Here is a 25,940-nt window from a genome sequence, read left to right as displayed (position 1 = left end):
TGTCGTCAGGTCCTGGTGTGGCAGAGCATGAGGGGACGAAGCCGCAGCACAATCTTGGCGCGGAAACTTCACCATCGGGTTAACTACAAGGCAAAACGGGCGCGGCGGCTTCCCATGCCGGGGCCACCGCGCCTGGTCCTTCCGCTGCGGCAGCCGACAGGGCAAGGCGGAACCCGCCCTGCCCCTCAGTCGGCTGCTTCAGAACCTAACCTGGACCGTCGCGCGTGCACCGTGGTCGGTGATGGTGCTGCCGATCAGACCGTTGTAGCCGGCCGAAATCTCGAGGTTGTCCTCGAGCTTCAGCCTCGCCTCGAGCCGCGCGGCAAGCGCGAACTTGTCGAGCTGCACGCCCTCGATCGCGAAGCCCTGCTGCGGGGCCGCGGCGAGAGCGAGTTGTGCCCGGGGATCGCGGTCGCCCAGCTGTGCACGGCCCGCCAGCGTGCCGAGCAGGTCCAGCCGCTTGCCGACCGGCACCATCGCATCGACCCCGGCGGTGACCGAGCCGGTCGAATAACGCTGCCGGGTCATGGCCAGCGCGGCCGCTCCGCCCCTTTCGGTCAGCGCATCCAGCCGGAACGATCCGATCGCCCCGCCCACGAAGGGACGGAACTGGCTCTTGCCGGCGGTCAGCGTGTAGGACAGCTCGGCGAAGGCCTGACGGCCCCTGCCTTCGGTGGTCCCGACATTGTCCTCGGCAAATCCGGGCAGGGCGATGCTGCGGAACGCCCTGAGATCGACCTCGGCCAGATAGCCGCCGACCGTCGCGGTCAGGCCGCCGGTGCTGATCGCGGCGTAGGCCCCGCCTCCCGACTGCTGGACCTCGGCGCTCGATCCGCGCGCGTCGATGGTGACATCGCTCTGGATCCGCAGCCCGAACAGGCCCGCGCGCCAGCTGCCGTTCTCGTTGGCATTGCCGAAGTCGATGCCGGTGGCAAAGCCCATCCGGTCGGCTTCAAAGCGGGCGGCGTTGCCGTCGCCATCGCCGTCGCCCCAGCCGCCGAACAGCTGCGCCCAGGCGCCCGCGCCCTGCCCCGCTTCCGGCGCGCTGCGGGCCGCCATGGCAAGCGTATTGACGCGCCCCAGCACCGCTTCGCGCACGAGCCGCTCCTGCTCGATCCCCACCCCGGCAGCGGTCGCGTAGATCTCGCCGGAAAGCTGGTCGAAGGCCCCCGGCAGCTGCGCCGTAGGCAAGGCATAGACGTTGAACAGCGGCTGCGGATTGTAGCCCGCGGTCACCGCGCCGTCGATGCGGCTGACGACCGAACGCTGGTTGGCGGTGAGGGGCGTGTTGCCGACGATTTTCGCCAGCAGGTTGGGCGCCATGCGGAGCCGCGCCTGGGTGGCGGTGTAGACCAGTTCGGGCCGGTAGAGGATCCCGAAGCCGGCAAACCCGGTGGCGGCGTCGAAGGTGCCGGTGCGCCCGCCATCGGCCTGGAGCAGCACGATCTCGGAGTTGAAGGCATAGACCCCGCCGAGATTGGTGAAGGCCGCCGTCCCGCCGAGGCTCGCCGCGCCGTTGCTCACGATCGCGTCGGACAGCCCGCCCGCGCGGATCTGGAGCTGGAGGGTGCTGCCCGCCTGCAGGTTGACCGCGCCGTTCACCCCGAGCACGCCCGGCCCGTCCGCGCCGGGGGCGATGATGCTGCCGCTGTTCGCGGTCAGCCCGCCGATGGTGCCGCTGCCCGACAGGGTCGCACCCGAGAGCACGGTGAGGCGCGAGCCGGCAAGCCCGCCCGCCACGCGCAGCTCGCCCGCGCGCACGAAGGTGCCGCCGGTGAAGCCGTTGCTGTTCCCGGTGAGGGTCAGCAGGCCCGCCCCTGTCTTGTCGAACACGCCGGTCCCGACCAGCGAACCGGCGAAGGTGCCGGCCGAGGTCTGGGCGAATTCGAGCGCAGCGTTGTTCTCGATCAGGCCCTGGAGGGAGACGGTGTTGCCGACCAGCCGGCCACGGTTGACCAGCGTTCCGCCGCTGTAGGTGTTTGCGCCCGTCAGCGTGGTGGTGCCGGTGCCGTCCTGCACGAAGATCCCCGTGCCGCTGATCACGTTGGCGAGGGTAAAGGCGTCGCTCCGGTTGATGACCAGCGCCCCGTTGTTGACCACCGGTCCGGCAATCGCACCGGTTGCTCCGCCATTGCCCAGTTGCAGCACGCCGCCGCTGATGGTCGTTCCGCCGGTGTAGGTGTTGGTCCCGGTCAGGACGAGCCGTCCGGTGCCGACCTTGGTCAGCCCGCCGGTGCCGCTGATCACCCCGCCGAACAGCGTGGCGATCCCGTCGGTCCCGGTGGTCAGCCGCGCATTGCCGAGGATGATCGCCCCCGCGCCGCTGATCGCGCCGACGCGGGTGTCGAACCCGGCGAGGTCGAAGCTGCCACCTGCGGCCTGCTCGAGGATGGCGATGCCCGTGGTCGCGCCGGTCAGGGCGATGCTGCCCGCGTTGACGACATCGCCGTTGAGAACGCCGGCGATCTGCGCGGTGCCGTTGTTGACGAGTCCTCTTTCCAGCGTGCCGGTGGACACGAGGCTGCCGTCATTGAAAACGGTGCCGGCAATTACGCCATGGTTGCGCGCCGATGCGCCCGCCGCGTTGCTCACCTGGCCGAGGATCGTGCCGTTGTTGACCAGAACGGCGTTGTTGACGACGCTGCCGGCGATCACTGCCGCCGACAGGGGGCGCTCGCGGGCACGACCGTGGCTGCGGCCGGGGCCGTCATCAAGTCGGTTGCCGGAGCGGAGAGGTCGACGGTCGCCAGGGCGCTCGTCGTCATGGCGCCGTCCCCGCCGAGGGTGACGAGGGCGGGCCCGCCGGACAGCTCGCTCGCACCTGCCGACAGGGCCGGGCGCAAGGTAGCCCCCGCGACCGCAGGGACGACGTCCCCGCTGACGGCTTCGCTCGACGCTACGGCCGGAGCCGAAGCCGGCACAATTGCCGCTCCGCTGCCGACCACCAGCGTCCCGGCGTTGACGAAGGTCGTGCCGGTATAGGTGTTCACGCCGTCCAGCGTGAAAGTGCCGCTGCCTGTCTTGACCAGCCCGCCGCTGCCCGAGATCACCCCCGCGAAGGCCGAGGAGCTGTTGTCGCCGCCGACGAACAGCGTGCCCGACCCGAGCGCGATCGTGCCGCCCCCTGCGAGGCTGCCGAGGGAACTGCTGAACCCTGACAGGTTCAGACTTCCGCCCGCCGCCTGAGTGAATCGGCCGAGCAGCATGGCACCGCCGATATTGGTGATCCGGCCATTGTTGGTCACCGCCCCGTCGATCTGGCCTGCGAGCTGGACCGAGCCGTTATTGACCAGCCCGCCGATCACCCGCCCTGCGGTGAGGAAGGTCCCGTTGTTGGTCACCAGCCCGGCAATCGTCCCGCCAATCGCCAGATCGGCGTTGTTGAGCACCCCGCCCGCCAGCGATCCGCCCGTCTCCACCAGCAGCGTTCCCTCGCTGACGGTGACGAGGCCGGTGAAAGTGTTCGCGCCTGCGAGCGCAAGGGTCTGTGCGCCGCGCTTGATCAAGCCACCGCTGCCCGAGATCACCCCGGCAAAGCGGGTGCTGCTCGCAGCGGTGTCGACGGTCAGATCGCCGCTGCCGAGCACCACGGCACCTTCGCCCGACAGCCCGCCGAGGGTCGTGGCGAAGCCGGCCAGATCGAAGCGGCCACCTGCAACCTGCATCAGCCCGGTGATCCCGGTGGTCGTGCCGGTCAGGGTGATGGTGCCGCCATTGCCGACCGCGCCGCTCACGACGCCGCTGATCTGCGCCGTCGCTCCGGCCGCATTGACCAGACCGCCGCCCAGCGTGCCGGTCGAGACCAGCGTGCCGCCGTTGGTCACGAGGCCGCCGATGGTGCCGCTGTTGGCAAGGCTGCCCGCATTGGTCACGCCGCCTGCGATGCTGCCGGTGTTACTGGCGTTGCCGCCCGCGAGGTTGGCCAGCCCGCCGCCGAGAGTGCCGCTGTTGGTGAGCGTGCCGCTGCTGGTCACCAGCCCGGCCACGCTGCCGGCGTTCGAGAACACGGCCGTGTTGGTCACCGCGCCCGTGATGCTGCCCGCGTTGGCGAGGGTCGTATTGTTGAGGATCGCACCCGACAGCGATCCGCTCGCGCCGATCGCCAGCGTCCCCGCGCTCACCGTGGTGAGGCCGGTGAAGGTGTTCACCCCGCTCAGCGTGAACGTGCCGCTGCCGGTCTTGACCAGTCCGCCGCCCCCCGAGATCACCCCCGCGAAGGTGGTGGAGCTGTTGTCGCCCCCCGTGGTCAGCGTCCCGCTGCCCAGCTGCACCGAACCGTCGCCCGCAAGGCTGCCCAGTTCGAGGCTGTTGCCAGCGAGGTCGAGCGTGCCGGTCACACTCTGCGTCAGCGCCGCACCGCCCGAGGTCGCGCCCGTGAGCGCAATTGTCCCGCTGTTGCCGACTGCGCCCGCAAGCACGCCGCTGATCTGCGCCGTCGCCCCGCCTGCGTTCGCCAGACCGCCGCCCAGCGTGCCGGTCGAGACCAGCGTGCCGCCGTTGGTCACGAGGCCGCCGATGGCGCCGGTGTTGCTCAGGCTGCCGGTGTTGCTCACGGCCCCCGCGATGGTCCCGGCGTTGGTAAGCGTCGCGGCGTTGCTCGCCCCGCCCGCCAGCGCCCCGCTCGCGCCGATCGCCAGCGTCCCCGCGCTCACCGTGGTGAGGCCGGTGAAGCTGTTCATCCCGCTCAGGGTGAACGTGCCGCTGCCGGTCTTCGTCAGCCCGCCGCTGCCCGAGATCACCCCCGCAAAGGCGGTGCTCGCATTGTCGCCGCCCGTGGTCAGCGTCCCGCTGCCCAGCTGCACCGCACCGTCGCCCGCAAGGCTGCCGATGGTGGTGCTGTTGCCCGCCAGGTCGAACACCCCGCCCGCCGTCTGCGTCACGGCCCCGATCCCGGTGGTCGCGCCGGTCAGGGTGATGGTGCCGCCGTTGCTCACCGCGCCGCTCACGACGCCGGCGATCTGCGCCGTCGCCCCGCCTGCGTTCGCCAGACCGCCGCCCAGCGCGCCGGTCGAGGCGAGAGCACCGTTGTTGGTCACCAGCCCGTTGATGGTCCCGGCGTTGGTGAGGGTCGCGTTGTTGAGCACCGTGCCCGCCAGCGACCCGCCCGCGCCGAGCGCCAGCGTCCCCGCGCTCACCATGGTCAGCCCGGTGAAGCTGTTCACCCCGCTCAGCGTGAACGTTCCGGTGCCGACCTTGGTCAGGCGTCCATTGGTGCCGCTGATGACGCCTGCAAAGCTCGTCGAGGCATTGTTGCCGCCCAGCGTGAGCTCATTCGCGCCCAGCAAAACGCTGCCCGTCCCGGCGAGCGATCCGATGGTCTCCGATGTGCTCACGGCCAGCCGCGTGCCCGCGGCCATGCTCACCGCGACCGAATCCGCCAGCGCCGATCCGCCCACCAGGTTGACATCGCCGCCGTTGATCGTGAACGGCCCGGTGAAGGTGTTGACGGCGTTGAGTTCGAGCAGGCCCGGACCATTCTTGACGAGGCCGGCGATGTTCGAAATCGCGCTCAGCGCGCGGATGGTGGAATTGCCGGTGCCTTCGCTGGCGAAGGTCAGCACCTGCGTGCCGGTGCCCTGAATGCCGGGACCGGTGAAGATCAGCCCCATCCGGTCAACGACCGAGATCGTCGCATCGCTGGCGAGCGTGATCAGGCCCCGCAGTTGGGATGTCTCGTTGCCCGCGGGTCCTGTCGGCACGCCTCGCAGGGCGCCGCCCCCGCCGACGCCGCTGCCATTGAGCGTGATCGCCTCGTCGACGACCAGCAGCCCCCGGATCGCCAGCGTCGCTCCGTTGGCGACGACCGTCCCCGCGGCGGTGCTGCCGAGCGCGCTGCCATTCGCAACCGTCAGCGTGCCGACCGAGACCGTGGTCAGCCCGCCATAGGTGTTCGCGCCCGACAGCGTCAGCTCGCCCGCGCCCAGCTTCGTCAGCGTGCCGCTGCCGCTGATGACGTTCGCAACCGTGATGTCGTTGGCACGGTTGAACACCAGTGCGCCGTCGTTCAGCACATTCCCGCCGCCCAGCGTTCCGCTCGTCCCGCCATCGCCGACCTGCAGCGTGCCGCCGAGGATGCTGGTGTCGCCCGCATAGGTGTTGGCACCCGTCAGCGTCAGGGTCCCCGCGCCGGTCTTGGTCAGCGATCCTGCGCCCGAGATCCCGACGGCGATCGTCGCGCCGACGCCGGCGGTCGTCTCGATCCCGGTCGGCCCGGCAAGGGCCAGGCCCGAGCCCGCGTTGGCTCCGGCGATGAGGTAGCCATCGGTCTCGAAGCGGAGGCCCGAAGGCGACAGCACGGTGTCGGCTGCAATCGTGACGGTGCCGCCCGCAGCGCCGCCGAAGACCGCCAGCGCGCCGTTGCCCGCCCACGGCCCGCTGACCGTGCCGGCGGCGTTGCTGAAATTGCCGCTCGTGAGGTCCCAGGTCCCGCTGCCGCCGACGATCGCGCCGGTCGGGGCGAAGGTCGAACCGTTCCAGTGCACCTGATCGGCAGCGCCTGCGACATTCATCAGCACCGCGTTGGCGCCGAGCGCCAGGATTCCGGCGAACCCGCCGCCCAGCGGGTTGAGCGTCAGATTGCCGAGCGCCCCGGTGAGCGAGCCGAACTCGAACAGGGTGTATTGCCCCGCAGAGAAGCCCGCACCCTGAACGATGCTGATCGTGCCGCCGTTCAGGGCAAGGTTGCCGGTCACCCGGATGAGGTCGTTGTTCGGCCCGCCGACGACGCCCGCCTCGCCAAGCTCGAAGATCGTGTTCGAACCCGCGTCAAGATCGAGCGAGGCGATGGTCATGGTCCCCGGGCTGAGACCCGCGGCCAGCGAGCCCCCGGCGCCGATCGTCACCGCCCCGGTGAGCGTCCCCGTGCCTCCGAGCGTGCCGCCGGTCACGGTCACGCTGCCGCCCAGCGTCCCGGTCACCCGCAGGATCCCGCCGGTGAGCTCGGTCGTGCCGGTGAAGCCGCCGCTCGCGCCCGACAACGTCGTGGTCCCCGCGATCTGCCGCAGCGTGCCGTTGTCCACGATGTTCGAGGCCAGCGTGAAATCGGAGGACGTGTGGTTGAAGACGATCTGACCGGTGCCGGCGCCGAAGGTGATGGTGGGCGCGTCCAGCACCCCCGCGGCAACCGCCGGGCTGCCCTCCGCCGCACCGAAGATCAGCGTGCCCCTGCTGCCGGCTTCCTGGGCGATCCTGAGCTCGTCGGCGACCTTCGTGCCGCCGTCGGCGAGGGTCATGGTTCCCTCGCCCTGGAAGCCGACGACGGCGACCTCGGCGTTCTCCCAGATGCTCCCGGCGCCCGTGATCAGGACGTTGCCCGAGGAGCCTGCCTGCACGCCGATCAGCGAGAAGGAGTCCGAGCTGACGTAACCCCCGTCTGCAATCGTCAGGGAACCCGTTCCGCCGATGCCGACATCGATATGGAAAGTGCTCTCCCAGCGGCTGCCACTGCCGCTGACCGAAACGCCGCCGATCGAGCCCGCGCTGCGCCCGATATCGCCGATCAAGCTGCGCACGAGACCGCCCGAGGTGATGGCGAGCTCGGCATTTTGCGTGTCGCCGACCGCCAGAGTGCCCGACAGCACCAGCGACCCGGTGACGCGCACCTCGTCGCCCTGGATGATCGCATCTGGGGTCACTAACTGATTGCGGGCCCCGGTGAGCGTGCCCGCGATGGTCGCGCCGGAGAGGCGGATCACCCCTCCCGTTCCCACGTTCACCGTGGCGCCGGCGCCCAGCGTTCCGCCCGTCTGGATGTAGTTGCCGGTCACGTCGAGCGCGCTGCCGGTGTTGCCGGTGATCCCGCCCGCCGAGAAGTCGACGCTCGCCACGGTGTCGGTGAAGCCGACCAGCGCGAGCGTGCCGCCTGCGATCTGCAGCGACGAGGCATCGGGCAGGACGTTGTTCGCCCCCAGCGCCAGCGTGCCGCTTTCGATGCGGGTCGCGCCGCCATAGGTGTTGGTGCCGGTGAGGGTGAGCGTGCCGCCCCCGCGCTTCGTCAGGCTGCCCGTGCCGCTGATGATGTTGCCGACCGTCAGGTCGTTCGAGCGGTTGAACACCAGCGCAGCGTTGTTCACGACATTGCCGCTGCCCAGCGAGCCGGTGGTCCCCCCGTTGCCGATCTGCAAGGTGCCCGCGCTGATCGTCGTCGTGCCGGTGTAGGTGTTGGTGCCTGTCAGCGTCAGGGTTCCGGTGCCGGCCTTGGTGAAGCCGCCCGTGCCGAGGAACTCGAAGATGCCGCCGGCGAAGGTGCGATTGCTCGCGTCGCCCGCGGTCAACGTTGTGCCGCCGTTGAGCAGGATATTGCCGTCGCCGGTGATGTTGCCGACCCGCTCCGAGGTGAAGATCGCGACCTGGCCCGGCGCGTTGACGGTCAGAAGCACCGTGTCGGCGAGCGCATTGCTGTTGTTGAGCTGGAGCTCCCCCGCGTTCACGACGACATCGCCCGTGAAGGTGTTGTTACCCTGCAAGGTCGCGGTGCCCGTGCCGTCCTTGACGAGGCCGCCCGTCCCGGTGGCGATGTTGCCGATGATGTTGTTGATCCCGGCACCGCCGAGGGTGAGGTTCACGTTCGTGCCGGTGACGGCGCCGAAGATATTCAGCTGCGAACCGGCATCGGCCATAATGCGCGTCGCGCTGCCCAGCGTGATCGGGCCGGTCAGGTCGTTGAAGCCGGTCAGGCTGCGGAGCGCGCCGCCATTCAGGACGCCGTTGCCGTTGAGGATCAGGGACTCCGCAATCAGGAGGTCGCCCTGGAGCGCCAGCGTCGCACCACCCATGACCGTCGTTCCCGCAGCGGCGCTGCCGAGCGCATCGTTGCTGGCGACAATCAGCGTGCCTTCCGATACTGTCGTCGCACCGGTGTAGGTGTTGCCTCCCGACAGTGTCAGCGCGCCCGCGCCGAGTTTGGTGAGCGAACCCGTGCCGCTGATGATGTTGCTGACCGTAAACGCGTCCGACCGGTTGAACGCCAGCGCGGCGTTGTTCGTCACGGTGAAGCCGCCAAGCGTCCCGCTGGTCCCGCCATCGCCGATCTGCAATGTGCCCGCATCGATGATGGTGAAGCCGGTATAGGTGTTGTTGCCGGTGAGGATCAGCGTGCCGGACCCCGCTTTCGCCAGGCGACCCCCGCCCGAGACGTTGCTGGCCAGGGTCTGCGTGTTGGCGAAGTCGAAGGTCGTCGTGCCCGAGACGATCTCGATCCCGCCAACCAGCGTGCCGATGTTGGTGATGGTGTTCAGAACCGAAAGGGTCAGCGCGTTGCCGTTGACCGACCCCGTCCCGCCGACGATCGTGCCGAAGTTGGCGAGCGTGAGGTTGCTCCCGACGATGCCCGAGCCACCCCTGCCCGTCGCGCCGGCGATACCTCCGCCACCCGCCGCGCCGCCGTTGCCGCCCGACACCGTGACGCCCGCACCGATCGTGACGCTTTTCGCGCCGCCGCCGACGAAGGCGAGGCCCGTGCCGCCATTCCCGCCGGAACCGCCGCGTCCGCCACTACCACCCGAGCCGCCCGTGCCGCCGGTGACGTTGGAAGTGATCGTCCCGAGCGCGCCATTGCCCGTCACGACCGCGCCGAAACCGCCGCCGCCGCCGCCACCACCGCTATTTGCGCCAGGTCCGGCGACGCCGCCGTTGCCTCCATTGCCGCCGGTGACCGCCGAGACGGGCAGCGCCGCGCCGACGAACCCGTGAGCGCCGCCACCGCCACCACTGCCGCCCTGACCGGCGGGGCTGGCGCCTGCGCTCGTCCCTGCCGCGCCGGGCGTGGTGCCGCCGGCAGCGCCTGCGGGGCCTCCGTTGCCACCCGCGCCTCCCGCTCCGCCTGTCTCGCCCGCCCCGCCGCCGCCGCCGCCAGAGCCGACTACGCCACTCTGGGCACCCCCGGCACCGCCGTTCGCTCCGGGCCCGGTCGCGTTTGCCGCACCGCCCGCCCCGCCGGGCGCGCTAAAGGCGATGCCGCCGTCACCACCCGCCCCGTCGTTTGTCTGCGCATGGGCCGCGCTCGGCGTCAGGGTCAGCGCACCGACAACGGGAATCAGCGCGGTGGAGGAAAGAAGACGGAGCGTCGCGCGCCGGTGACGGACTACAGCAGAACCCCGCGCGAAACCGCACGTCGAAAATTCGGTCATAATTCCCCCCAAACCCAATCAGGGGAACAACGTAACGTTGATTAACCGGTAGCGGAAGTAAGGAAATTGCAGTTGGCTCCAACCGTGCTCTTGTCCTCTGCTTGGTACCCATGATCCCGTGCAGAATCGCAGTCCGCTGACTTCGGTAGCGGCGGCCCGGCTCTGTTTGCGTCAGAGTTTGCGAGGACGCGCCCCGCCTAACTCTTCCGCCGCGGCATCCGGTAGGGCAGCATGAACTGCACCAGCGGCGAGGCGAAGCGGCGCATGTCGAGGCTTTCCTGCACCGCCACCACCTCCTCGCCGGCAAAGCGCGAGGCGAGCTCGCTGCGGGCGTAGAAGGGGGTGTCCTCCCAGGTCCGGCGCACCTCGGCCACGCCGATGTCGGAGCGGGTGCGACGGGTGATGCCCCACCTGCTGTCGGGAAGGGCGGCGATGGGGGGCAGGTCGACCGGCTCGGGCACGCCCTTGGCGTCGAACCTGAGCGCGCTCGCGAACAGCGAACCGTCGCCGCGCTCGCCCTCGTAGCACACCAGCGCACCTTCCTTCAGATGCGCACGCGACCAGTGCCAGGTGTTGAATCCGGTCTCGAGCGGCTCGGCCCCGCGGTTGTGATCGAGATAGGCGCGGCCCTGCCACCTGAGCGCCGGGGCGGTCATCTCCACCTCGATCCGCGCGCAGGGCGCGAGGCAGTGCCAGATGTGGTTCTCCGCCCCGTCGAGCGCGAAGGCGGTGCGGTTGAGCATCTCTGGGAACACGCGCAGCGTGCCGCGCACGGGGCGTTGCCAGGGCACGAACAGCCGCGTGTCGCCTTCGACGATGTCGATGGTCAGCGCCCCGCGCTCCCAGCGCACGTTGCTGGGGCCGATCGCGAGGGTGCTGGCATCGCGCCGCACCGCGCCACGTCCGCGCTCGGTCATCACCCAGCGGTGCTGCGGGCCATAGAGCGCGACGTTGAGGCAGGCATGGTCGAGCGGATCGCCCCGCCCACTCTTCTTGTAATAGGGCGAGAAGACCGAGCCCAGGAAGGCGATGATCGTCAGCCCGTGCTGCCCGTCGTCGCTGATCGCGTCGACATACCACCAGGTGTAGCCGCCCGCCGGTATGTCCTCGTCGAAGCGAGGTCCTTCGCGATCACCCGCGCGGCCAGCTGCCCGGACAAGGCTGCCATGGGCACCCCAGCCGCCGGATGGGTCGCCCCGCCCGTGCAATACAGCCCGGGAAGGCGCGTCTTCGGCCCCTGCCGCTGGAAGGAGGCCGCCCAGCCGTGCGACGCTCTGCCATAGAGGGCGCCGCCGGTGGCCGGGAAGAGGTGCTCCCAGTCCGTAGGGGTCATGAGCCGGTGCGGGAAGGCTTCCTCCAGCGTCAGGCCGCAGCGCCTGAGCGTGGCCATCATGGCCCGTGTGCATCGCTCTCTCTCCTCGGGTGTGTAGGTGTGGACGTCTCCGTCGGCAGGGGCGTTGACGATGATCTGGAGCCGCTCGCGGCCCTGCGGCGCGGGCGCGCCAGTCCGAGCGTCGCGGTCGATGGCGCAGACATAGACCGTGGGCTCGGACGGCGTGCCCCCCCCGGCGATCTCGCGGAACTCGCGCGGGTAATCGCGCGAGAAGAAGACATTGTGGTGGGTCAGCTCGAAGCCGCGCGTCTCGGCATGGGCATACCACACCAGCGCCGAGAGCGAGCGCTTGGCCTGCGGGATCGCGGGCACCGCGCGGGCCGCCGCCTCGCCGAAGCGGCCGGTGGCGAGCGCGCCGGGATCGCCGTTGCAGATGACGATGTCGGCCGGGATCGCCTCGCCCGATGCAAGGCGCACCCCGCTGGCGCGCCCTTGCGTGGTAAGGATCTCGGCCACCGGTGCGCCGGTGCGCACCCGCGCGCCCTGCCGCTCGGCGAGGCCCGCGAGCGCCTTCGCCAGCGCATGGATCCCGCCCTCGATCAGCCACACCCCGCGCGCCTCGAGATGGGCGATCAGCATCAGCGTCGCGGGCGCGGCGAAGGGCGAGGAACCGCAATAGGTGGCATAGCGCCCGAACAATTGCCGGAGGCGCGGGTCGGCGAAGTGCTCTCCGAGCGCTGTCCACATCCCGTCGAAGGGGCGCATCGCCAGCGCGTCGCCGATCCGCCACGGCCCGATCCGCCACATCATCGGCAGCGGGGTCGAGGCCTTGTCGCCGCGCAAAAAGGGTTCCTCCAGCACGCCGAAGATCCGCGCGGCCTCGGCGGCGAAGGCGCGGTAGCCCCGCGCGGCCTCCTCCCCCGCAAAAGCGGCGACGGATGCGGCGCTCGCTTCGGGGTCGGCGAAAAGATCGAGATGGCCGCCATCGTCCCACGCATGGCGGGCGATCACCTCGGCGCGGCGGGCGGTGACATGGTCATCGAGCCGCGCCCCGCAGGCGGCGAAGACCTCGTCGAACACGGCGCGATAGGTGAAGACCGTGGGCCCGCCGTCGATCGCCGCGCCATCGACCTCGACCCGGCGTGCCTTGCCGCCGACCCAGGCCTCCTTCTCGAACACGGTGACATCGGCGCCGCGCGCGGCGAGCAGGGCGGCGCTGGTGAGGCCGCCGATCCCGGCTCCGATCACGGCGACTCGCGCGTGCACCTGTCCTCGCTCCCGTCAACAACCGCGATTATCATTGACCTTACGCGCCAACATGTCCAATCTTTTAGACATATGGCCCGTGAAGCACCCCGACAGTGAGCCGCTGGGCCGCCTTCAAGCTCGGTTACGTGGCCCGCCGCAACCGGCTGTTCTCGAGCGCCGGATTCCAGCACTGGGCCGCCCGCCTGCCGCTCATCCGGTGGATCGCGCGCAGCCGTGCCAATGGCGCCTTCGACCTGCTCGCGGGCTTTGCCTATTCGCAGGTCCTGCGCGCCTATGTCGAAGGCGGGTTGTTCGACGTGCTGGCGGACGGCCCGCTCTCCGCCGCCGATGTCGCCGCCAGGATGGACCTGTCGGAGAGCGCCGCGCTCACCCTGCTGCGCGCCGGCCGCCCGCTGATGCTGTCGGAGGAGCCGGCGCCAGATCGCTGGATGCTGGGAGAGCAAGGCGCTGTTTTCGCGACCAATCCCGGCGTGCAGGCGATGGTCCGGCATCACCGCTTGCTCTATGCCGACCTGGCCGATCCGCTCGCCCTGCTGCGTGCCGACCGGGCCGCGCCCACGGCGCTCTCGCGCTTCTGGACCTATGCCGGGGCGCTCCAGGGCGTGACCGAAAGGGGCGAGGACACGGCGGAATATTCGGCATTGATGGCCGCCTCGCAGCACTTCGTGGCCGAGGAGGTGCTGGCTGCGGTCACCTTCCGCGACGTCGAGCGGCTGCTCGATGTCGGCGGCGGGCACGGGGCGTTCCTCCGGCACATCGGCGCGGCCTGGCCGCAGTTGAAGCTCGGCCTGTTCGATCTTCCGGAGGTCGCCGCGACCGGAGCCGCGGTGCTGGGCGAGGCGCTCGGCCCACACCGCATCACCGCGCATCCCGGAAATTTCTTCAGCGATTCCATACCGCAAGGCTATGACATGGTGTCGCTCATCCGGATCCTCCACGATCACGACGATGCGCCGGCACAGAGCCTGCTCGCCAACATCCGCGCCAGCCTCGCCCCCGGAGCCCGGCTGCTGATCGCCGAACCCATGGCGCGAATTCCTGGCGCGGAGCCGATGGGCGAGGCCTTTTTCGGCCTCTACCTCTGGGCGATGGGCTCGGGGCGCCCGCGCAGCCCGGCCGAGATCATCGCCATGTGCCGCCAGGCCGGCTTTGCGCGCGCTCGCCTCGTCGCAACGGCGCAACCGGTCAACGCAAGCGTGATCCTTGCCACCGCTTGAGCATAATTTGTCCAAGTTGTTTGACAGTAGGGAACGTAAGGCGTAGCACACAGTTGGGAGAACGTAGCTGCGGGGTTTTCGACTCGGCGTTCGCGCCTCGAATTGACCCCTCAGGGAGGACCGAGGACATGAACACGCTGGCCGTCATTCTCGAAGCACCGGAGCGCCTCGCTCTCCGGTCGCTCGAAATGAAGCCGGTGGAAGCCTCGGACGTTCTCGTCGAGATCGCCTGGAGCGGCATCAGCACCGGCACCGAGAAGCTCCTCTTCACCGGACGCATGCCGCCCTTCCCGGGCCTCGGCTATCCGCTGGTGCCGGGCTATGAATCGGTCGGCCGCATCGTCGAGACCGGGCCCGATGCCCGCTCACGGCTGGGCGACTGGGTCTTCGTGCCCGGGGCAAATTGCTATCAGGATGCCCGCGGCCTCTTTGGCGGCACGGCGCAGCGGGTGATCGTGCCCTCGGCCCGGGCCCTGCCCATTCCCGAACACCTCGGTGAGGCCGGCGTGCTCTGCGCGCTCGCCGCGACCGCGCTCCACGCGATCAAGGGCGGCTTTGCCCGGCGCGAGTCGTTGCCCGACCTGATCGTCGGGCACGGCGTGCTCGGCCGCCTGCTCGCCCGTCTGACGCTCGCCCTCGGCGGCGCGGCGCCGACGGTGTGGGAAACCAATCCCGCCCGCCGCAATGGCGCGGCCGGCTACACCGTCATCGACCCCGCCGCCGACGAGCGGCGCGATTATCACGCGATCTACGACGCCAGCGGCGATGCCGGCCTGATCGACGATCTGGTGATGCGCCTTTCCAAGGGCGGAGAGATCGTGCTGGCCGGCTTCTATTCCGAACGCGTCAGCTTCGCCTTCCCGGCCGCCTTCATGCGCGAGGCCCATTTCCGGGTCGCTGCCGAATGGCAACCCGGCGACCTCGCCGAAACGCGGGCGCTGATCGAATGCAGCAGGCTCGACCTCAAGGGTCTCGTCACCAACCGGCGCCCTGCCGGAGAGGCGCTCGACGCCTACCCCCAAGCCTTCAGCGATCCCGATTGCCTGAAGATGGTCCTCGATTGGAGCGAATGCTGATGTCCGTGCTTGATACCCAGGCCGCCCACCTTCGCGAAGAGGCAAGCCACGAGCCCGATCCGGTCCACACCGGCGAGGTGAAGAGCGAGACACAGATCATCGCGATCTACGGCAAGGGCGGCTCGGGCAAGAGCTTCGCGCTCGCCAATCTCAGCTACATGATGGCCCAGCAGGGCAAGCGCGTGCTGCTGATCGGTTGCGATCCCAAGTCCGACACAACCAGCCTGCTGTTCGGCGGCAAGGCCACGCCTTCGATCATCGAGACCTCCTCGAAGAAGAAGCTCGCGGGCGAGGAAGTGCGCATCGAGGATGTGTGCTTCCAGCGCGACGGCGTCTTCGCGATGGAACTCGGCGGGCCCGAGGTCGGGCGCGGCTGCGGCGGGCGCGGGATCATCCACGGCTTCGAGACGCTCGAGAAGCTTGGCTTCCACGACTGGGGCTTCGATTACGTCCTGCTCGACTTCCTCGGCGACGTGGTGTGCGGCGGCTTCGGTCTGCCGATCGCCCGCGACATGTGCCAGAAGGTGATCGTGGTCGGATCGAACGACCTGCAATCGCTCTATGTGGCGAACAACGTGTGTCAGGCGGTCGAATATTTCCGCAAGATGGGCGGGAATGTCGGCGTGGCGGGCATGATCGTCAACAAGGACGACGGCACGGGCGAGGCCCATGCCTTCGCCAAGGCGGTCGGCATCCCGGTGCTCACCGCGATCCCCGCCAACGAGGACATCCGCCGCAAGAGCGCCAATTACCAGATCATCGGCTTCCCCGGCGGCGAATGGGGCAGCCTGTTCGAGGAGCTGGCGGAAAATGTCGCCAGCGCCCCGCCGCTGCGCCCCACCCCGCTCGATCAGGACGGCCTCCTCGGCCTGTTCAGCGCCGATGTCGTCGGCGGCAATGTCGAGCTGGTTCCCGCCACCCAGGCCGACATGCGCGGCGGGGTGTTCGAAACCCGCCCCAGCCTCGAAGTGATCTACGACGAGGCATGAGCGACCACAGCGCCTTTGACGCGGAACGCACCCCCGACCGGATCGCTCTCGATCCCGGCGCGGAGGCGGGCGGCTGCGCCTCGAAGGACACGATGCGCGAGGCCGCGCGCGCCGCGGGCAAGAGCGAGATCCTCGATCAATATGCCGCCGACTATCCGGTCGGCCCCCACGACCAACCCCAATCCATGTGCCCCGCGTTCGGGTCACTCCGGGTGGGCCTGAGAATGCGGCGCACTGCGACCGTGCTCTCGGGCTCGGCCTGCTGCGTCTATGGCCTGACCTTCACCTCGCACTTCTACGGCGCGCGGCGGACGGTCGGCTATGTGCCCTTCTCCTCGGAAACGCTCGTTACCGGCAAGCTGTTCGAGGACATCAAGGAAGCCGTCGAAGGGATGGCCGATCCCGATCTCTACGATGCGATCGTGGTCACCAACCTGTGCGTGCCCACCGCGAGCGGCGTGCCCTTGAGGCTGCTGAAGAAGCAGATCAACGGGGTGCGGATCATCGGCATCGACGTGCCCGGCTTCGGCATCCCCACCCACGCCGAGGCGAAGGACGTCCTGGCCGGCGCGATGCTCCAATATGCGCGCGAGGAAGTCATGGCCGGCCCCGTCGCGGCCCCGCGCGAGCGTGCCGACCGGCCGAGCGTGGCGCTGCTGGGCGAGATGTTCCCGGCCGATCCGGTGGTGATCGGGCAGATGCTCGCGCCCCTCGGCCTTGCCGCCGGCCCCGTGGTCCCGACCCGCGAATGGCGCGAGCTCTATGCCGCATTGGATTGCGCGGTCGTCGCCGCGATCCACCCCTTCTACACCGCCTCGATCCGCGAATTCGAAGCCGCGGGTCGCCCGGTGATCGGCTCGGCCCCGGTGGGCGCGGACGGCACCGCCGCCTGGCTGCAATCGCTGGGCGATGTCATGGGCCTGCCGCAAGCGCAGGTCGACGGCGTCAAGAACGCGATGATCGGCGCCTGCAAGGGCGCTCTGGCGAACATGCCGATCAAGGGCCGCATCACGGTTTCGGGCTACGAGGGCTCGGAGCTGCTGGTCGCCCGCCTGCTGGTCGAAAGTGGCGCGGATGTGCGCTATGTCGGCTCGGCCTGCCCGCGCACGAAGTGGTCGGATGCCGACCGCGAATGGCTCGAGGCGCGCGGGGTGCAGGTCCAGTTCCGCGCCAGCCTCGAACAGGATATCGCCGCGGTCGAGGAATATCGCCCCGATCTCGCCATCGGCACCACCCCGGTGGTGCAGCACGCCAAGGCGAAGGCGATCCCGGCGCTCTACTTCACCAACCTCATCTCGGCGCGCCCGCTGATGGGCCCGGCAGGGGCAGGCAGCCTCGCCACGGTGATCAACGCCGCAATGGGCAACAAGGCGCGCTTCGATGCGATGCGCGACTTCTTCGAGGGCGTCGGCACCGAGCACGCCGCGGGTGTGTGGGAAGACGTGCCGGTCGACCGGCCCAAGTTCCGCAAGAAGTATGCCGCCCTCAACGAGGCCGCGCGCAAGGCATCGGAGGCGATCGGCACATGACGCTCGTCCTCGATCACGACCGCGCCGGCGGCTACTGGGGCGCCACCTACGTCTTCACCGCGGTGAAGGGCTTGCAGGTGATCATCGACGGCCCGGTCGGCTGCGAAAACCTGCCGGTCACCTCGGTGCTGCACTACACAGATGCCCTGCCCCCGCACGAGCTGCCGATCGTCGTCACCGGCCTCGCCGAGGAGGAGCTCGGCAAGACCGGCACCGAAGGCGCGATGAAGCGGGCGTGGAAGACGCTCGATCCGGAGCTGCCCTGCGTGGTCGTCACCGGCTCGATCGCCGAGATGATCGGCGGCGGCGTGACGCCCGAGGGCACCAACATCAAGCGCTTCCTGCCGCGCACCATCGACGAGGACCAGTGGCAGAGCGCCGACCGCGCGCTGACCTGGCTGTGGACCGAATTCGGCCCCAAGAAGATGCCCGCCAAGCGCGAGCGCCGCGAAGGCGAGAAGCCGGTCGTCAACATCATCGGCCCGTCCTACGGCATGTTCAACATGCCCTCCGACCTCGCCGAGATCCGGCGGCTGGTCGAAGGCATCGGCGCGGAAGTCGGCGTGGTCTTCCCGCTCGGCACGCACCTTGCCGACATCGCCAAGCTCGCCGCGGCGGACGCGAATGTCTGCATGTACCGCGAGTTCGGCCGCAACCTGTGCGAGACGCTCGAGCGGCCCTATTTCCAGGCTCCCGTCGGCCTGTCGCAGACCACCAAGTTCCTGCGCGCGCTCGCCGCCGAGCTCGGCCTCGACCCCGAGCCCTTCATCGAGCGCGAGAAGCACACCACCATCAAGCCCTTGTGGGACCTGTGGCGCTCGGTCACGCAAGACTTCTTCGGCACCGCGAGCTTCGGCATCGTCGCGAACGAGACCTACGCGCGCGGCATCCGCCACTTCCTCGAGGACGACATGGGCCTGCCCTGCGCCTTCGCCTTCTCCCGCTGTGCCGGGGTGAAGCCGAAGAACGAGGACGTGCGCGCCGCGATCCGGGCCAACCCGCCGCTGGTGGTGTTCGGCAGCTACAACGAACGGATGTACATGGCCGAGTGCGGGGCGCGCGGGATGTATATCCCCGCCAGCTTCCCCGGCGCCGCGATCCGCCGCCACACCGGCACGCCGTTCATGGGCTATTCGGGCGCGACCTATCTGGTGCAGGAAGTCTGCAACGCGCTGTTCGACGCGCTGTTCCACATCCTCCCGCTCGGGACCGAGATGGACAAGGTCGACGCGACGCCCGCGCGGGTGGAAGCGCCCTTGATCTGGGACAAGGCCGCCAAGGCGCGGCTCGATACACTCGTCGAAGCCCAGCCGGTGCTGATCCGCATTTCCGCCGCCAAGCGCCTGCGCGACGCGGCGGAGCGGACCGCGCGCCAGCGGGGAACCGAAACGGTCACGGCAGACTGCCTCGAAGAGGCACTGCTGGAAGGAGCGGGAGCATGATGACGATGCGCGCCCGCCACATGCCTTTGTCGCTGCCGCGGAGCATCGCCGCCGCAGCGCCAGCCCATGCCCCCCTGACGGGGGCTCTCCAATCCACGTGGGGGATCACGCGGGGATGCCGACGGGGGCCTTCGGGCTTCCATTCACACCCAACTGAACGGAGACAACCCAATGAATGAACGCATCGGGACTCACCTGACCCCTGAAGAGGCTCAGGAAATCCACAAGGGCTTCATGGGCACTTTCACCATCTACGTGGTGATCGCGCTTGTCGCCCATGCGCTGCTCTGGGCCAACAAGCCCTGGCTGCCGCTCTGATCCAAGACCGGCTGTTCGGCTGAACGCCACCGGCTTGCCGGTCCGCTTTCGGTCGGAACCGTGATCCGAAAAATCTGAAAGGAACTTCACCATGTGGAGACTCTGGTTCTACTTCGACATCCGCCGCACCCTCGTGGCGCTGCACGTTGGTCTCGCCGTCCTGGCGTTCACCATCCACTTCATCCTGCTCAGCACCGAACGCTACAACTGGCTCGAAGACGCCAGCGCTGCGCCGGCCCAGGCGGCTATCGAATCGTCGGAAGCTCCGGCGGCGGGATAGTTCGTCTCGAAAATGTGAGGGGGCAGGTTCGCCTGCCTGCCTCCTAACACTCGTCGACAACCTATAGCACCCGCCCCAGTGGCGGGGAGGATGGACCTATGGCGCTCCTTAGTTTCGAGCGGAAATACCGCGTCCGCGGTGGCACATTGATCGGCGGCGACCTTTTCGACTTCTGGGTCGGGCCGTTTTATGTCGGATTCTTTGGAGTGACGACGGCAATCAGCGCGCTGCTTGGCACCGCACTGATCTTCGCCGCCGCGACGCAGGGCCCGACTCTCAACCCCTGGCTCATTTCGATCAACCCGCCGCCGATCGAATACGGCCTCAGCCTCGCTCCGCTCCAGGAGGGCGGATACTGGCAGATCATCACCTGCTGCGCTGTCATCGCGTTCAGCTCGTGGGTGCTCAGGCAGGCGGAAATCTCCCGCAAGCTCGGCATGAGCTACCACGTGCCGATCGCCTTCAGCGTGGCGGTCTTTGCCTATGTCTCGCTCAACGTCATCCGTCCGCTGTGGATGGGCGCGTGGGGCAACGGCTTCCCCTACGGGATCTGGACCCACCTCGAGTGGGTCTCGAACGTCGGCTACGCTTTCGGCAACTTCCACTACAACCCCGTGCACATGCTCGCGATCACGTTCTTCTTCACGAACTGTCTCGCGCTCGCCCTGCACGGCGGTCTGGTGCTGTCGGCGGTGAATCCGAGCGGGGGCACCGACGTCAAGTCGCCCGAATACGAAGACACCTACTTCCGTGACTTCATCGGCTATTCGGTCGGCACGCTCGGCATCCACCGGGTGGGGCTCTTCCTGGCGCTCAACGCCGGGTTCTGGAGCGCCATCTGCATCGTCATCTCCGGCACTCTGTATGTCGGCAGCTGGATCGAATTCTGGGATTTCTGGAAGAAGATCCCGATCTGGTCGTAAGGAGCACCTGAACCATGGCGACTTATCAGAACATCTTCACGCAGGTGCAGGTCAAGGGGCCACCCGAAATGGGCGTCCCGATGCCGGCCGGAGAAGACATCCGCATCCCGGCCACGGGCTACTCCTACTGGTTCGGCAAGATCGGCCAGGCGCAGTGGGGGCCGATCTATCTCGGCTGGACCGGCACGCTCAGCCTCGTCTGCGGCACGCTGGCGATCCTGATCATCGGCCTCAACTTCTGGGCGCAGGTGAACTGGAGCCCGCAGGGCTTCATGCGCGAGTTCTTCTGGCTCTCGCTCAACCCTCCGGGGCCCGAATACGGCTTCAGCCCGTTCGTGCCGCTGAAGGAAGGCGGCTGGTGGATCCTCGCCGGCTTCTTCCTGACGGTCTCGATCCTGCTGTGGTGGGTGCGCACCTACCGCCGTGCCAAGGCGCTGGGCATGGGGATGCACATCCCCTGGGCCTTCGCCTCGGCGATCTGGCTCTACCTGGTGCTGGGCTTCATCCGCCCGATGCTGCTGGGCCAGTGGTCGGAAGCCGTGCCCTTCGGCATCTTCGAGCACCTCAACTGGACCAACAACTTCTCGCTGGTCTACGGGAACCTGTTCTACAATCCGTTCCACGCGCTCTCGATCGTCTTCCTCTACGGGTCGGCGGTGCTGTTCGCGATGCACGGGGCGACGATCCTGGCCCTCGGCCGCTACGGCGGCGAGCGCGAGATCGAGCAGATCACCGACCGCGGGACGGCCGCCGAACGCGGCGCGCTGTTCTGGCGCTGGGTGATGGGGTTCAACGCAACCTTCGAATCCATCCACCGCTGGGCCTGGTGGTTCGCGGTGCTGACCACCCTCACGGGCGGCATCGGCATCCTGCTCACCGGCACCGTGGTCGACAACTGGTACCTGTGGGCCCAGGAACACTACTATGCTCCGGACACGATCCACTACGATCCGACCGGTGCGGCGCAGGCTTCGGCCGGCCAGAAGTGAGGGACGGGGCCGCAAGGCCCCTCCCCTCCCCAAGGACAGGAACATGGACCCGGTCCGGCACAGCGCCGGGCCGGGTTTTTCCTTGTCCGTGATGGGGAGCGAAAGGTGGCCTGGTCAGGGCGGCGGCGGTGGCGAGCCCAGCCGGGTGCGCAGATCGATGAGGTGGAGCGGCAGCGAGGCGCCGAGCGGCAGCGCGATCCACCACCACGCCGCCCCCGTCATCGCCGCCCGCAGCCCCAGCACGATCAGCGCGGCAGGCCCCAGCAGCCCGAGCACCGCGCTCCACCGCCAGTGGCGCGCGGCGCGCAGCCACAGCGCCTCGGCCGCGAGCACCGCGAGGATCACGTCGGCGGCATGGCCGCCTTCGAACAGCAATTCGACGAGGCCCTGCCCTGCCATGCGCGCCGCGCCTGCCTCAGCCGAAGGGCGCGTTGAGCGCGACCACCGCCCGGTTGAGCGCGGCCGCGAAGGTCACCCATGCCAGGTAGGGCACCAGCAGCAGTGCCGCCTTCTTCGAGAAGCGCCCGCAATAGAGGATCATCGCGAGGATCGAGAGCCACAGCAGCACGACCTCGTAGAACGCCCAGTCGGGCCGCTGGAAGCGGAAGAACAGGATCGACCAGCTGATGTTGAGAAAGCCGTTCAATGCGAACAGGCCGATCACCCATTCCGCCGCCGCCGTGTTCGGCGCCGCGCGCCAGGCGGTGATCCCGGCGACGGTGATCAAGGCGTAGATTACCGTCCAGCCCATCGGGAAGACCACGTCGGGCGGGTTCCACGCGGGCTTGGCGAGCGCCTGGTACCACGGCCCGAGATCGGTGACGGTCGCGCCCAGCGCCGCCACGCACAGCGCCGCCACGCTCGCCACCATCACCGGCAGGATCATCATCCGGTTCATCGCAAGGGGTCTAAGGCTCATGCGGCGGGCCTGCAACGGGAATGCGCGCGCCGGCTCAGGTCGCGGGGCGCAGGCCGAGCAGGTGCGCGGTGTCCTTGAGGAAGATCTTGACGTGGGCGAGCGGCTTCGCGCGCACCAGCTTCTTGTGCATGTAGGCCTGCCAGGTCAGTTCCTGCACGTCCTTGTCGTCGCACATGGTCACGAAGCGTTCGCGGCGCTTGTCGGAGGAATACCAGAAATACTGCATCACCCCGAGCACCCAGAAGACCTTGCCGTGCTCCTTCATGAAGGCCTTGCGGGCCGAGCGCAGGTGCTTCGCCTCCCCGGTCCTGAGGAAGGCGGCGCTGGCCTCGGCCACCATCCGCCCGCCGACCATTGCGTAATAGATGCCCTCGCCCGAGGCGGGCGCCACGATCCCCGCGGCATCGCCCGCGACGATCACGTCGGCGCCGTTGTCCCAGCGCTTCAGCGGCTTCAGGGGGATCGGCGCGCCCTCGCGGCGCACCGTCTCGCAGCGGTCGAGCCCCAGGTCGTCGCGCATCGTCGCGATCGCGCCGCGCAGGGAAAAGCCCTTGTTGGCGCTGCCCACCCCGATGCTCGCGGTCTCACCGTGGGGGAAGACCCAGGCGTAGAAATCGGGCGAGAGGCGGCCCTGGTAGAAGACATCGCAGCGCGAGGCGTCGAACTGGTCGGTGTTCTTGGGCGGGCTCTTGATGATCTCGTGATAGGCGAAGACGCAAGGCACCCGCTCGGCGCCGGGCAGGCACTGCTTGGCCACCGCCGAGCGCGCGCCGTCGGCACCGATCACCACCCGGGCCCGCACGCTCTCGAGCGGGCCGCCCCTGGTGCGGCGGAAAGTGACGATGGGGTGGGCCTTGTCGTCACGCTCGATCTTCTCGAAAGTCGCGGTGAGGCGCTCGGCACCGGAATGGCGGGCGCGCTCGCGCAGCCATTCGTCGAATTCCTCGCGGTCGACCATCCCCACATAGCCGATCTCGCCCACCGGCATGTCGACCGCACGGCCCGAGGGGGCGATCATCCGGGCCGAGCGCGCCTTGGCGACCAGCAGCGACTGGGGAATGTCGAAATCGGCGAGCAGCCGCGGGGGCACCGCGCCGCCGCAGGGCTTGATCCGCCCTCCGCGCTCGATCAGCAGCACCGAATGGCCCGCCAGCGCAAGGTCGGTCGCGGCCGTCGAGCCCGAGGGCCCGCCGCCGATCACCACGGCATCGTAGATCGTCTGGTTCATGCGTAGACCCCTTCCTTGCGTTTTGCCCCCTCGGCGCGGATCGCCGCCCCGCCCGTCGCCTTGACCGCCAGCAGCGCGGCGAGGACGAAGGCGGCCGCCTCGATGGCGAAGACCATCTGGAAGGCCGGCCCGTCGGCGCCCAGCGCGTGGCGGGCATAGTCGACGCCCCCCGCCCCGAGCAGGTTCCCGAGCCCGAAGGCGATCGCCTGGCTGGCACCCCACACGCCCATGCGCACGCCCTCGCGGGTGGTCTCGCCGGCACCGGCGAGGCCCATCATCGCGCCGATGGCGGCGACCGCGAAGACGCCGTTTCCGAAGCCGAGCACGAAGACGTTGGCCCCGAGCGGCCACGGTGGCCCGCTCACCGCCGCAACCCCCAGCGCCGCGAGCCCCGCGGCCGAGAGCAGGCACCCGCCGATCACCCAGGCGCGCAGGCCGTCGGGCCGCTTGCCGGTGAAGGCGCTGCCGCCCACGCCGGTCAGGATCATGCCGAGAAGGATGCCGCCCTGATGCTGCCCGCCCAGCTGGGTCGATTCCCCTGGCGAGAGGCCGAAGATCAGCCCCGCGAAGGGCTCGAGGATCAGGTCCTGCATCGAGAAGGCGATCATCGAGACGAAGATGAAGACGGTGAAGCGCCGCGCCGCAGGCTCGTGCCAGATCTCCGCCAGCGCGGCGCGGAAATCGGGCACCTCGCCCTCGCGCGCGGCATGGCCGAAGCGGCCTGCCTGCCGTTCGAGCCGCCATGTCGCCAGCACCGTCAGCGCCACCATCGCCAGCGCCAGCCCGCCCGCGACGACCAGCAGCCGGTCGAAGCTGAAGGGCTTGAGGAGCTGGCCCACGGTGATCGCCGAGGCGACGATCCCTGCCACCATCATCGTCCAGGTCACCGCCGCGGCGGCCGCGCGCCGTTCGGGCGCGACCCCGCTCGCGAGCAGCGCCAGCGCCGAGGTCCCGCCCGCGCCCACGCCTGCGCCGATCAGCGCATAGGCGAAGACCGCCAGCGCCAAGGCCGCGCCGAAGGATTCCCGCATCATCAGCGTCGCCTGCGTCGCCAGCACGGCCCCCGCCGCCAGCACGGCAAGCCCGCCGACGATCCAGACCGTGCGGTTATTCCCCTTGTCCGAGGCATGACCCCACAGGGGGCGGCCCAGCTGCACCGCGTAATGCCACGCCACCAGCACGGCGGGGATCGTTGCCAGCAGCTTCAGCTCCACCACCATCACCCGGTTGAGCACGGTCGAGGCGAGCATCACCAGCGCGCCGATCGCCGCCTGCACCAGCCCGATGCGGATGATCGCCAGCCAGCCGAAGCCCCTGGTCGGCACCGAGGGCGAGGCCAGCGGGGCGTGCATCAGATCTGCCCCCCGAGGCCGAGCGCCGCCGCCAGCATTCCCAGCACGTAGAGCGTCACGCCCACCCCGTTGTACCACGGCGCATATTTCGCCGGATCGCGCAGCAGGCGCGGCATGGCGGCGATCTGCGCGGCGAGCACGCCGGTCACCACCACGGCGGAGATCGTGTAGCCCCACGCCGCCAGCAGCGCGATCACCACGACCTGTGCGGCGGCCATCGTCACGCAGGCGAGCCGCGCCGCCGTGCTCACGCCCAGCACCACGGGGAGCGAGGTGAGGCCGGTCTGGCGGTCGCCCTCGACCGCCTTGAAGTCGTTGAGGACCATGATCCCGTGCGCGCCGAGCGAATAGAGCACCAGCACCGCGATCACCTCGGCGGAAGGCATCGCGCCCAGCATCACGGTCGCGCCGGTGAACCACGAGAGCCCCTCGTAGGTCAGCCCGCACACCAGCGGGCCGAGCCAGCCGTTCGCCTTGAAGCGCAGCGGCGGGGCGGAATAGGCCCAGGCGAAGGCGAGGCCGACCAGCGATGCGACGAAGACGATCGGGCCGAGCAGCCAGCCGACGCTCGCCGAGACGAGGCTGGCGATGATGGCGATATAAAGCCCCCACCGGCCCGGAATCCGGCCCGAGGGGATCGGGCGGTGGGGTTCGTTGATGGCGTCGACATGGCGGTCGAACCAGTCGTTCACGGCCTGCGAGGTGCCGCACACCAGCGGCCCTGCCAGCAGCACGCCGCCCGCGACGAACCACCAGCGCCCCTCCAGCCCGGCGCCCGAGGACACGGCGCCGCACATGAAGGCCCACATCGGCGGGAACCAGGTGATCGGCTTGAGGAGTTCGAGCACGTCGCGCGGTCGCGGGGCGCCTCCGGGACGCCGGGCCGGGCTGGGCACGGTGCGAGTCGAGGGTACCGAGTGCTCCATATCGCGAGGCTATGCCTGACAGG

General features: G+C 69.3%; 18 protein-coding genes. 9 read left to right on the top strand and 9 right to left on the bottom strand.

All coding sequences use genetic code 11. The features are described from left to right. Window positions 1-198: 198 nt before the first annotated feature. From ACMX37_RS04120 to crtD, 4 genes are all read right to left on the bottom strand, one after another. The gene (locus ACMX37_RS04120; protein WP_483147642.1) at window positions 199-2,655 is read right to left on the bottom strand and encodes an autotransporter outer membrane beta-barrel domain-containing protein; all 2,457 of its coding nucleotides are present in this window, start codon (window positions 2,653-2,655) and stop codon (window positions 199-201) included. Then, a complete protein-coding gene (locus ACMX37_RS04115) occupies window positions 2,652-10,127 on the bottom strand; it encodes a beta strand repeat-containing protein (RefSeq protein WP_483147641.1) in 7,476 nt (2,491 codons plus the stop codon). Before ACMX37_RS04115 ends, ACMX37_RS04120 begins: the two co-directional genes overlap by 4 nt. 197 nt (window positions 10,128-10,324) lie before the next feature. Beyond that, on the bottom strand, window positions 10,325-11,149 hold the full coding sequence (locus ACMX37_RS04110) for a hydroxyneurosporene dehydrogenase (protein WP_483148356.1): 825 nt from the start codon (window positions 11,147-11,149) through the stop codon (window positions 10,325-10,327). A 14-nt stretch (window positions 11,150-11,163) separates the two neighbouring features. Continuing rightward, complete coding sequence (gene crtD, locus ACMX37_RS04105) at window positions 11,164-12,726, bottom strand: 1-hydroxycarotenoid 3,4-desaturase CrtD (protein WP_483147640.1); 1,563 nt, start codon at window positions 12,724-12,726, stop codon at window positions 11,164-11,166. Window positions 12,727-12,821: 95 nt separating this feature from the next. Between crtD and ACMX37_RS04100 the strand changes: the two genes are divergently transcribed. The 9 genes from ACMX37_RS04100 to pufM all read left to right on the top strand — a co-directional run bounded on the left by ACMX37_RS04100 (window position 12,822) and on the right by pufM (window position 21,492). Then, window positions 12,822-13,946 carry a methyltransferase gene (locus ACMX37_RS04100; protein WP_483147639.1) on the top strand — a complete coding sequence of 375 codons (1,125 nt, stop codon included), beginning with the start codon at window positions 12,822-12,824 and terminating at the stop codon, window positions 13,944-13,946. Between the two features lie 128 nt (window positions 13,947-14,074). Then, window positions 14,075-15,022: a chlorophyll synthesis pathway protein BchC gene (gene bchC, locus ACMX37_RS04095; protein WP_483147638.1), complete on the top strand. Its 948-nt coding sequence runs from the start codon at window positions 14,075-14,077 to the stop codon at window positions 15,020-15,022. Further along, window positions 15,016-16,011: a chlorophyllide a reductase iron protein subunit X gene (locus tag ACMX37_RS04090; RefSeq protein WP_483147637.1), complete on the top strand. Its 996-nt coding sequence runs from the start codon at window positions 15,016-15,018 to the stop codon at window positions 16,009-16,011. The genes bchC and ACMX37_RS04090 overlap by 7 nt, the downstream gene beginning before the upstream one ends. Further along, the gene (gene bchY / locus ACMX37_RS04085; RefSeq protein WP_483147636.1) at window positions 16,008-17,540 is read left to right on the top strand and encodes a chlorophyllide a reductase subunit Y; all 1,533 of its coding nucleotides are present in this window, start codon (window positions 16,008-16,010) and stop codon (window positions 17,538-17,540) included. The genes ACMX37_RS04090 and bchY overlap by 4 nt, the downstream gene beginning before the upstream one ends. Then, on the top strand, window positions 17,537-18,982 hold the full coding sequence (gene bchZ / locus ACMX37_RS04080; RefSeq protein ID WP_483147635.1) for a chlorophyllide a reductase subunit Z: 1,446 nt from the start codon (window positions 17,537-17,539) through the stop codon (window positions 18,980-18,982). Before bchY ends, bchZ begins: the two co-directional genes overlap by 4 nt. A gap of 171 nt (window positions 18,983-19,153) precedes the next feature. Further along, on the top strand, window positions 19,154-19,300 hold the full coding sequence (pufB, locus tag ACMX37_RS04075; protein ID WP_088915090.1) for a light-harvesting antenna LH1, beta subunit: 147 nt from the start codon (window positions 19,154-19,156) through the stop codon (window positions 19,298-19,300). Between the two features lie 91 nt (window positions 19,301-19,391). After that, a complete protein-coding gene (gene pufA / locus ACMX37_RS04070) occupies window positions 19,392-19,580 on the top strand; it encodes a light-harvesting antenna LH1, alpha subunit (protein WP_088915091.1) in 189 nt (62 codons plus the stop codon). A 98-nt stretch (window positions 19,581-19,678) separates the two neighbouring features. Beyond that, entirely contained in the window at window positions 19,679-20,503 is an 825-nt protein-coding gene (gene pufL, locus ACMX37_RS04065) for a photosynthetic reaction center subunit L (RefSeq protein WP_483147634.1), read from the top strand. Between the two features lie 14 nt (window positions 20,504-20,517). Beyond that, entirely contained in the window at window positions 20,518-21,492 is a 975-nt protein-coding gene (gene pufM, locus ACMX37_RS04060) for a photosynthetic reaction center subunit M (RefSeq protein ID WP_483147633.1), read from the top strand. A 114-nt stretch (window positions 21,493-21,606) separates the two neighbouring features. On the opposite strand, the gene ACMX37_RS04055 is transcribed toward pufM, so the two are convergent. The 5 genes from ACMX37_RS04055 to chlG are packed head-to-tail and all read right to left on the bottom strand — an operon-like array spanning window position 21,607 to window position 25,917. Continuing rightward, the gene (locus ACMX37_RS04055; protein WP_483147632.1) at window positions 21,607-21,891 is read right to left on the bottom strand and encodes a hypothetical protein; all 285 of its coding nucleotides are present in this window, start codon (window positions 21,889-21,891) and stop codon (window positions 21,607-21,609) included. A 16-nt stretch (window positions 21,892-21,907) separates the two neighbouring features. Beyond that, window positions 21,908-22,411 (bottom strand): TspO/MBR family protein, encoded by a 504-nt coding sequence (locus tag ACMX37_RS04050; RefSeq protein WP_483147631.1) that lies wholly within the window; start codon window positions 22,409-22,411, stop codon window positions 21,908-21,910. A gap of 34 nt (window positions 22,412-22,445) precedes the next feature. Continuing rightward, a complete protein-coding gene (locus ACMX37_RS04045; protein ID WP_483147630.1) occupies window positions 22,446-23,639 on the bottom strand; it encodes a geranylgeranyl diphosphate reductase in 1,194 nt (397 codons plus the stop codon). Continuing rightward, the gene (locus tag ACMX37_RS04040; protein WP_483147629.1) at window positions 23,636-24,991 is read right to left on the bottom strand and encodes a BCD family MFS transporter; all 1,356 of its coding nucleotides are present in this window, start codon (window positions 24,989-24,991) and stop codon (window positions 23,636-23,638) included. The genes ACMX37_RS04045 and ACMX37_RS04040 overlap by 4 nt, the downstream gene beginning before the upstream one ends. Beyond that, complete coding sequence (chlG, locus tag ACMX37_RS04035) at window positions 24,991-25,917, bottom strand: chlorophyll synthase ChlG (protein ID WP_483147628.1); 927 nt, start codon at window positions 25,915-25,917, stop codon at window positions 24,991-24,993. Before chlG ends, ACMX37_RS04040 begins: the two co-directional genes overlap by 1 nt. Window positions 25,918-25,940: the final 23 nt, after the last annotated feature.

The sequence above is a fragment of the Porphyrobacter sp. THAI-01a genome (genome assembly GCF_056868655.1).
The sequence above is the reverse complement of the archived record's forward strand: the minus strand, read 5'-3'. Positions and strand labels throughout refer to the sequence as shown.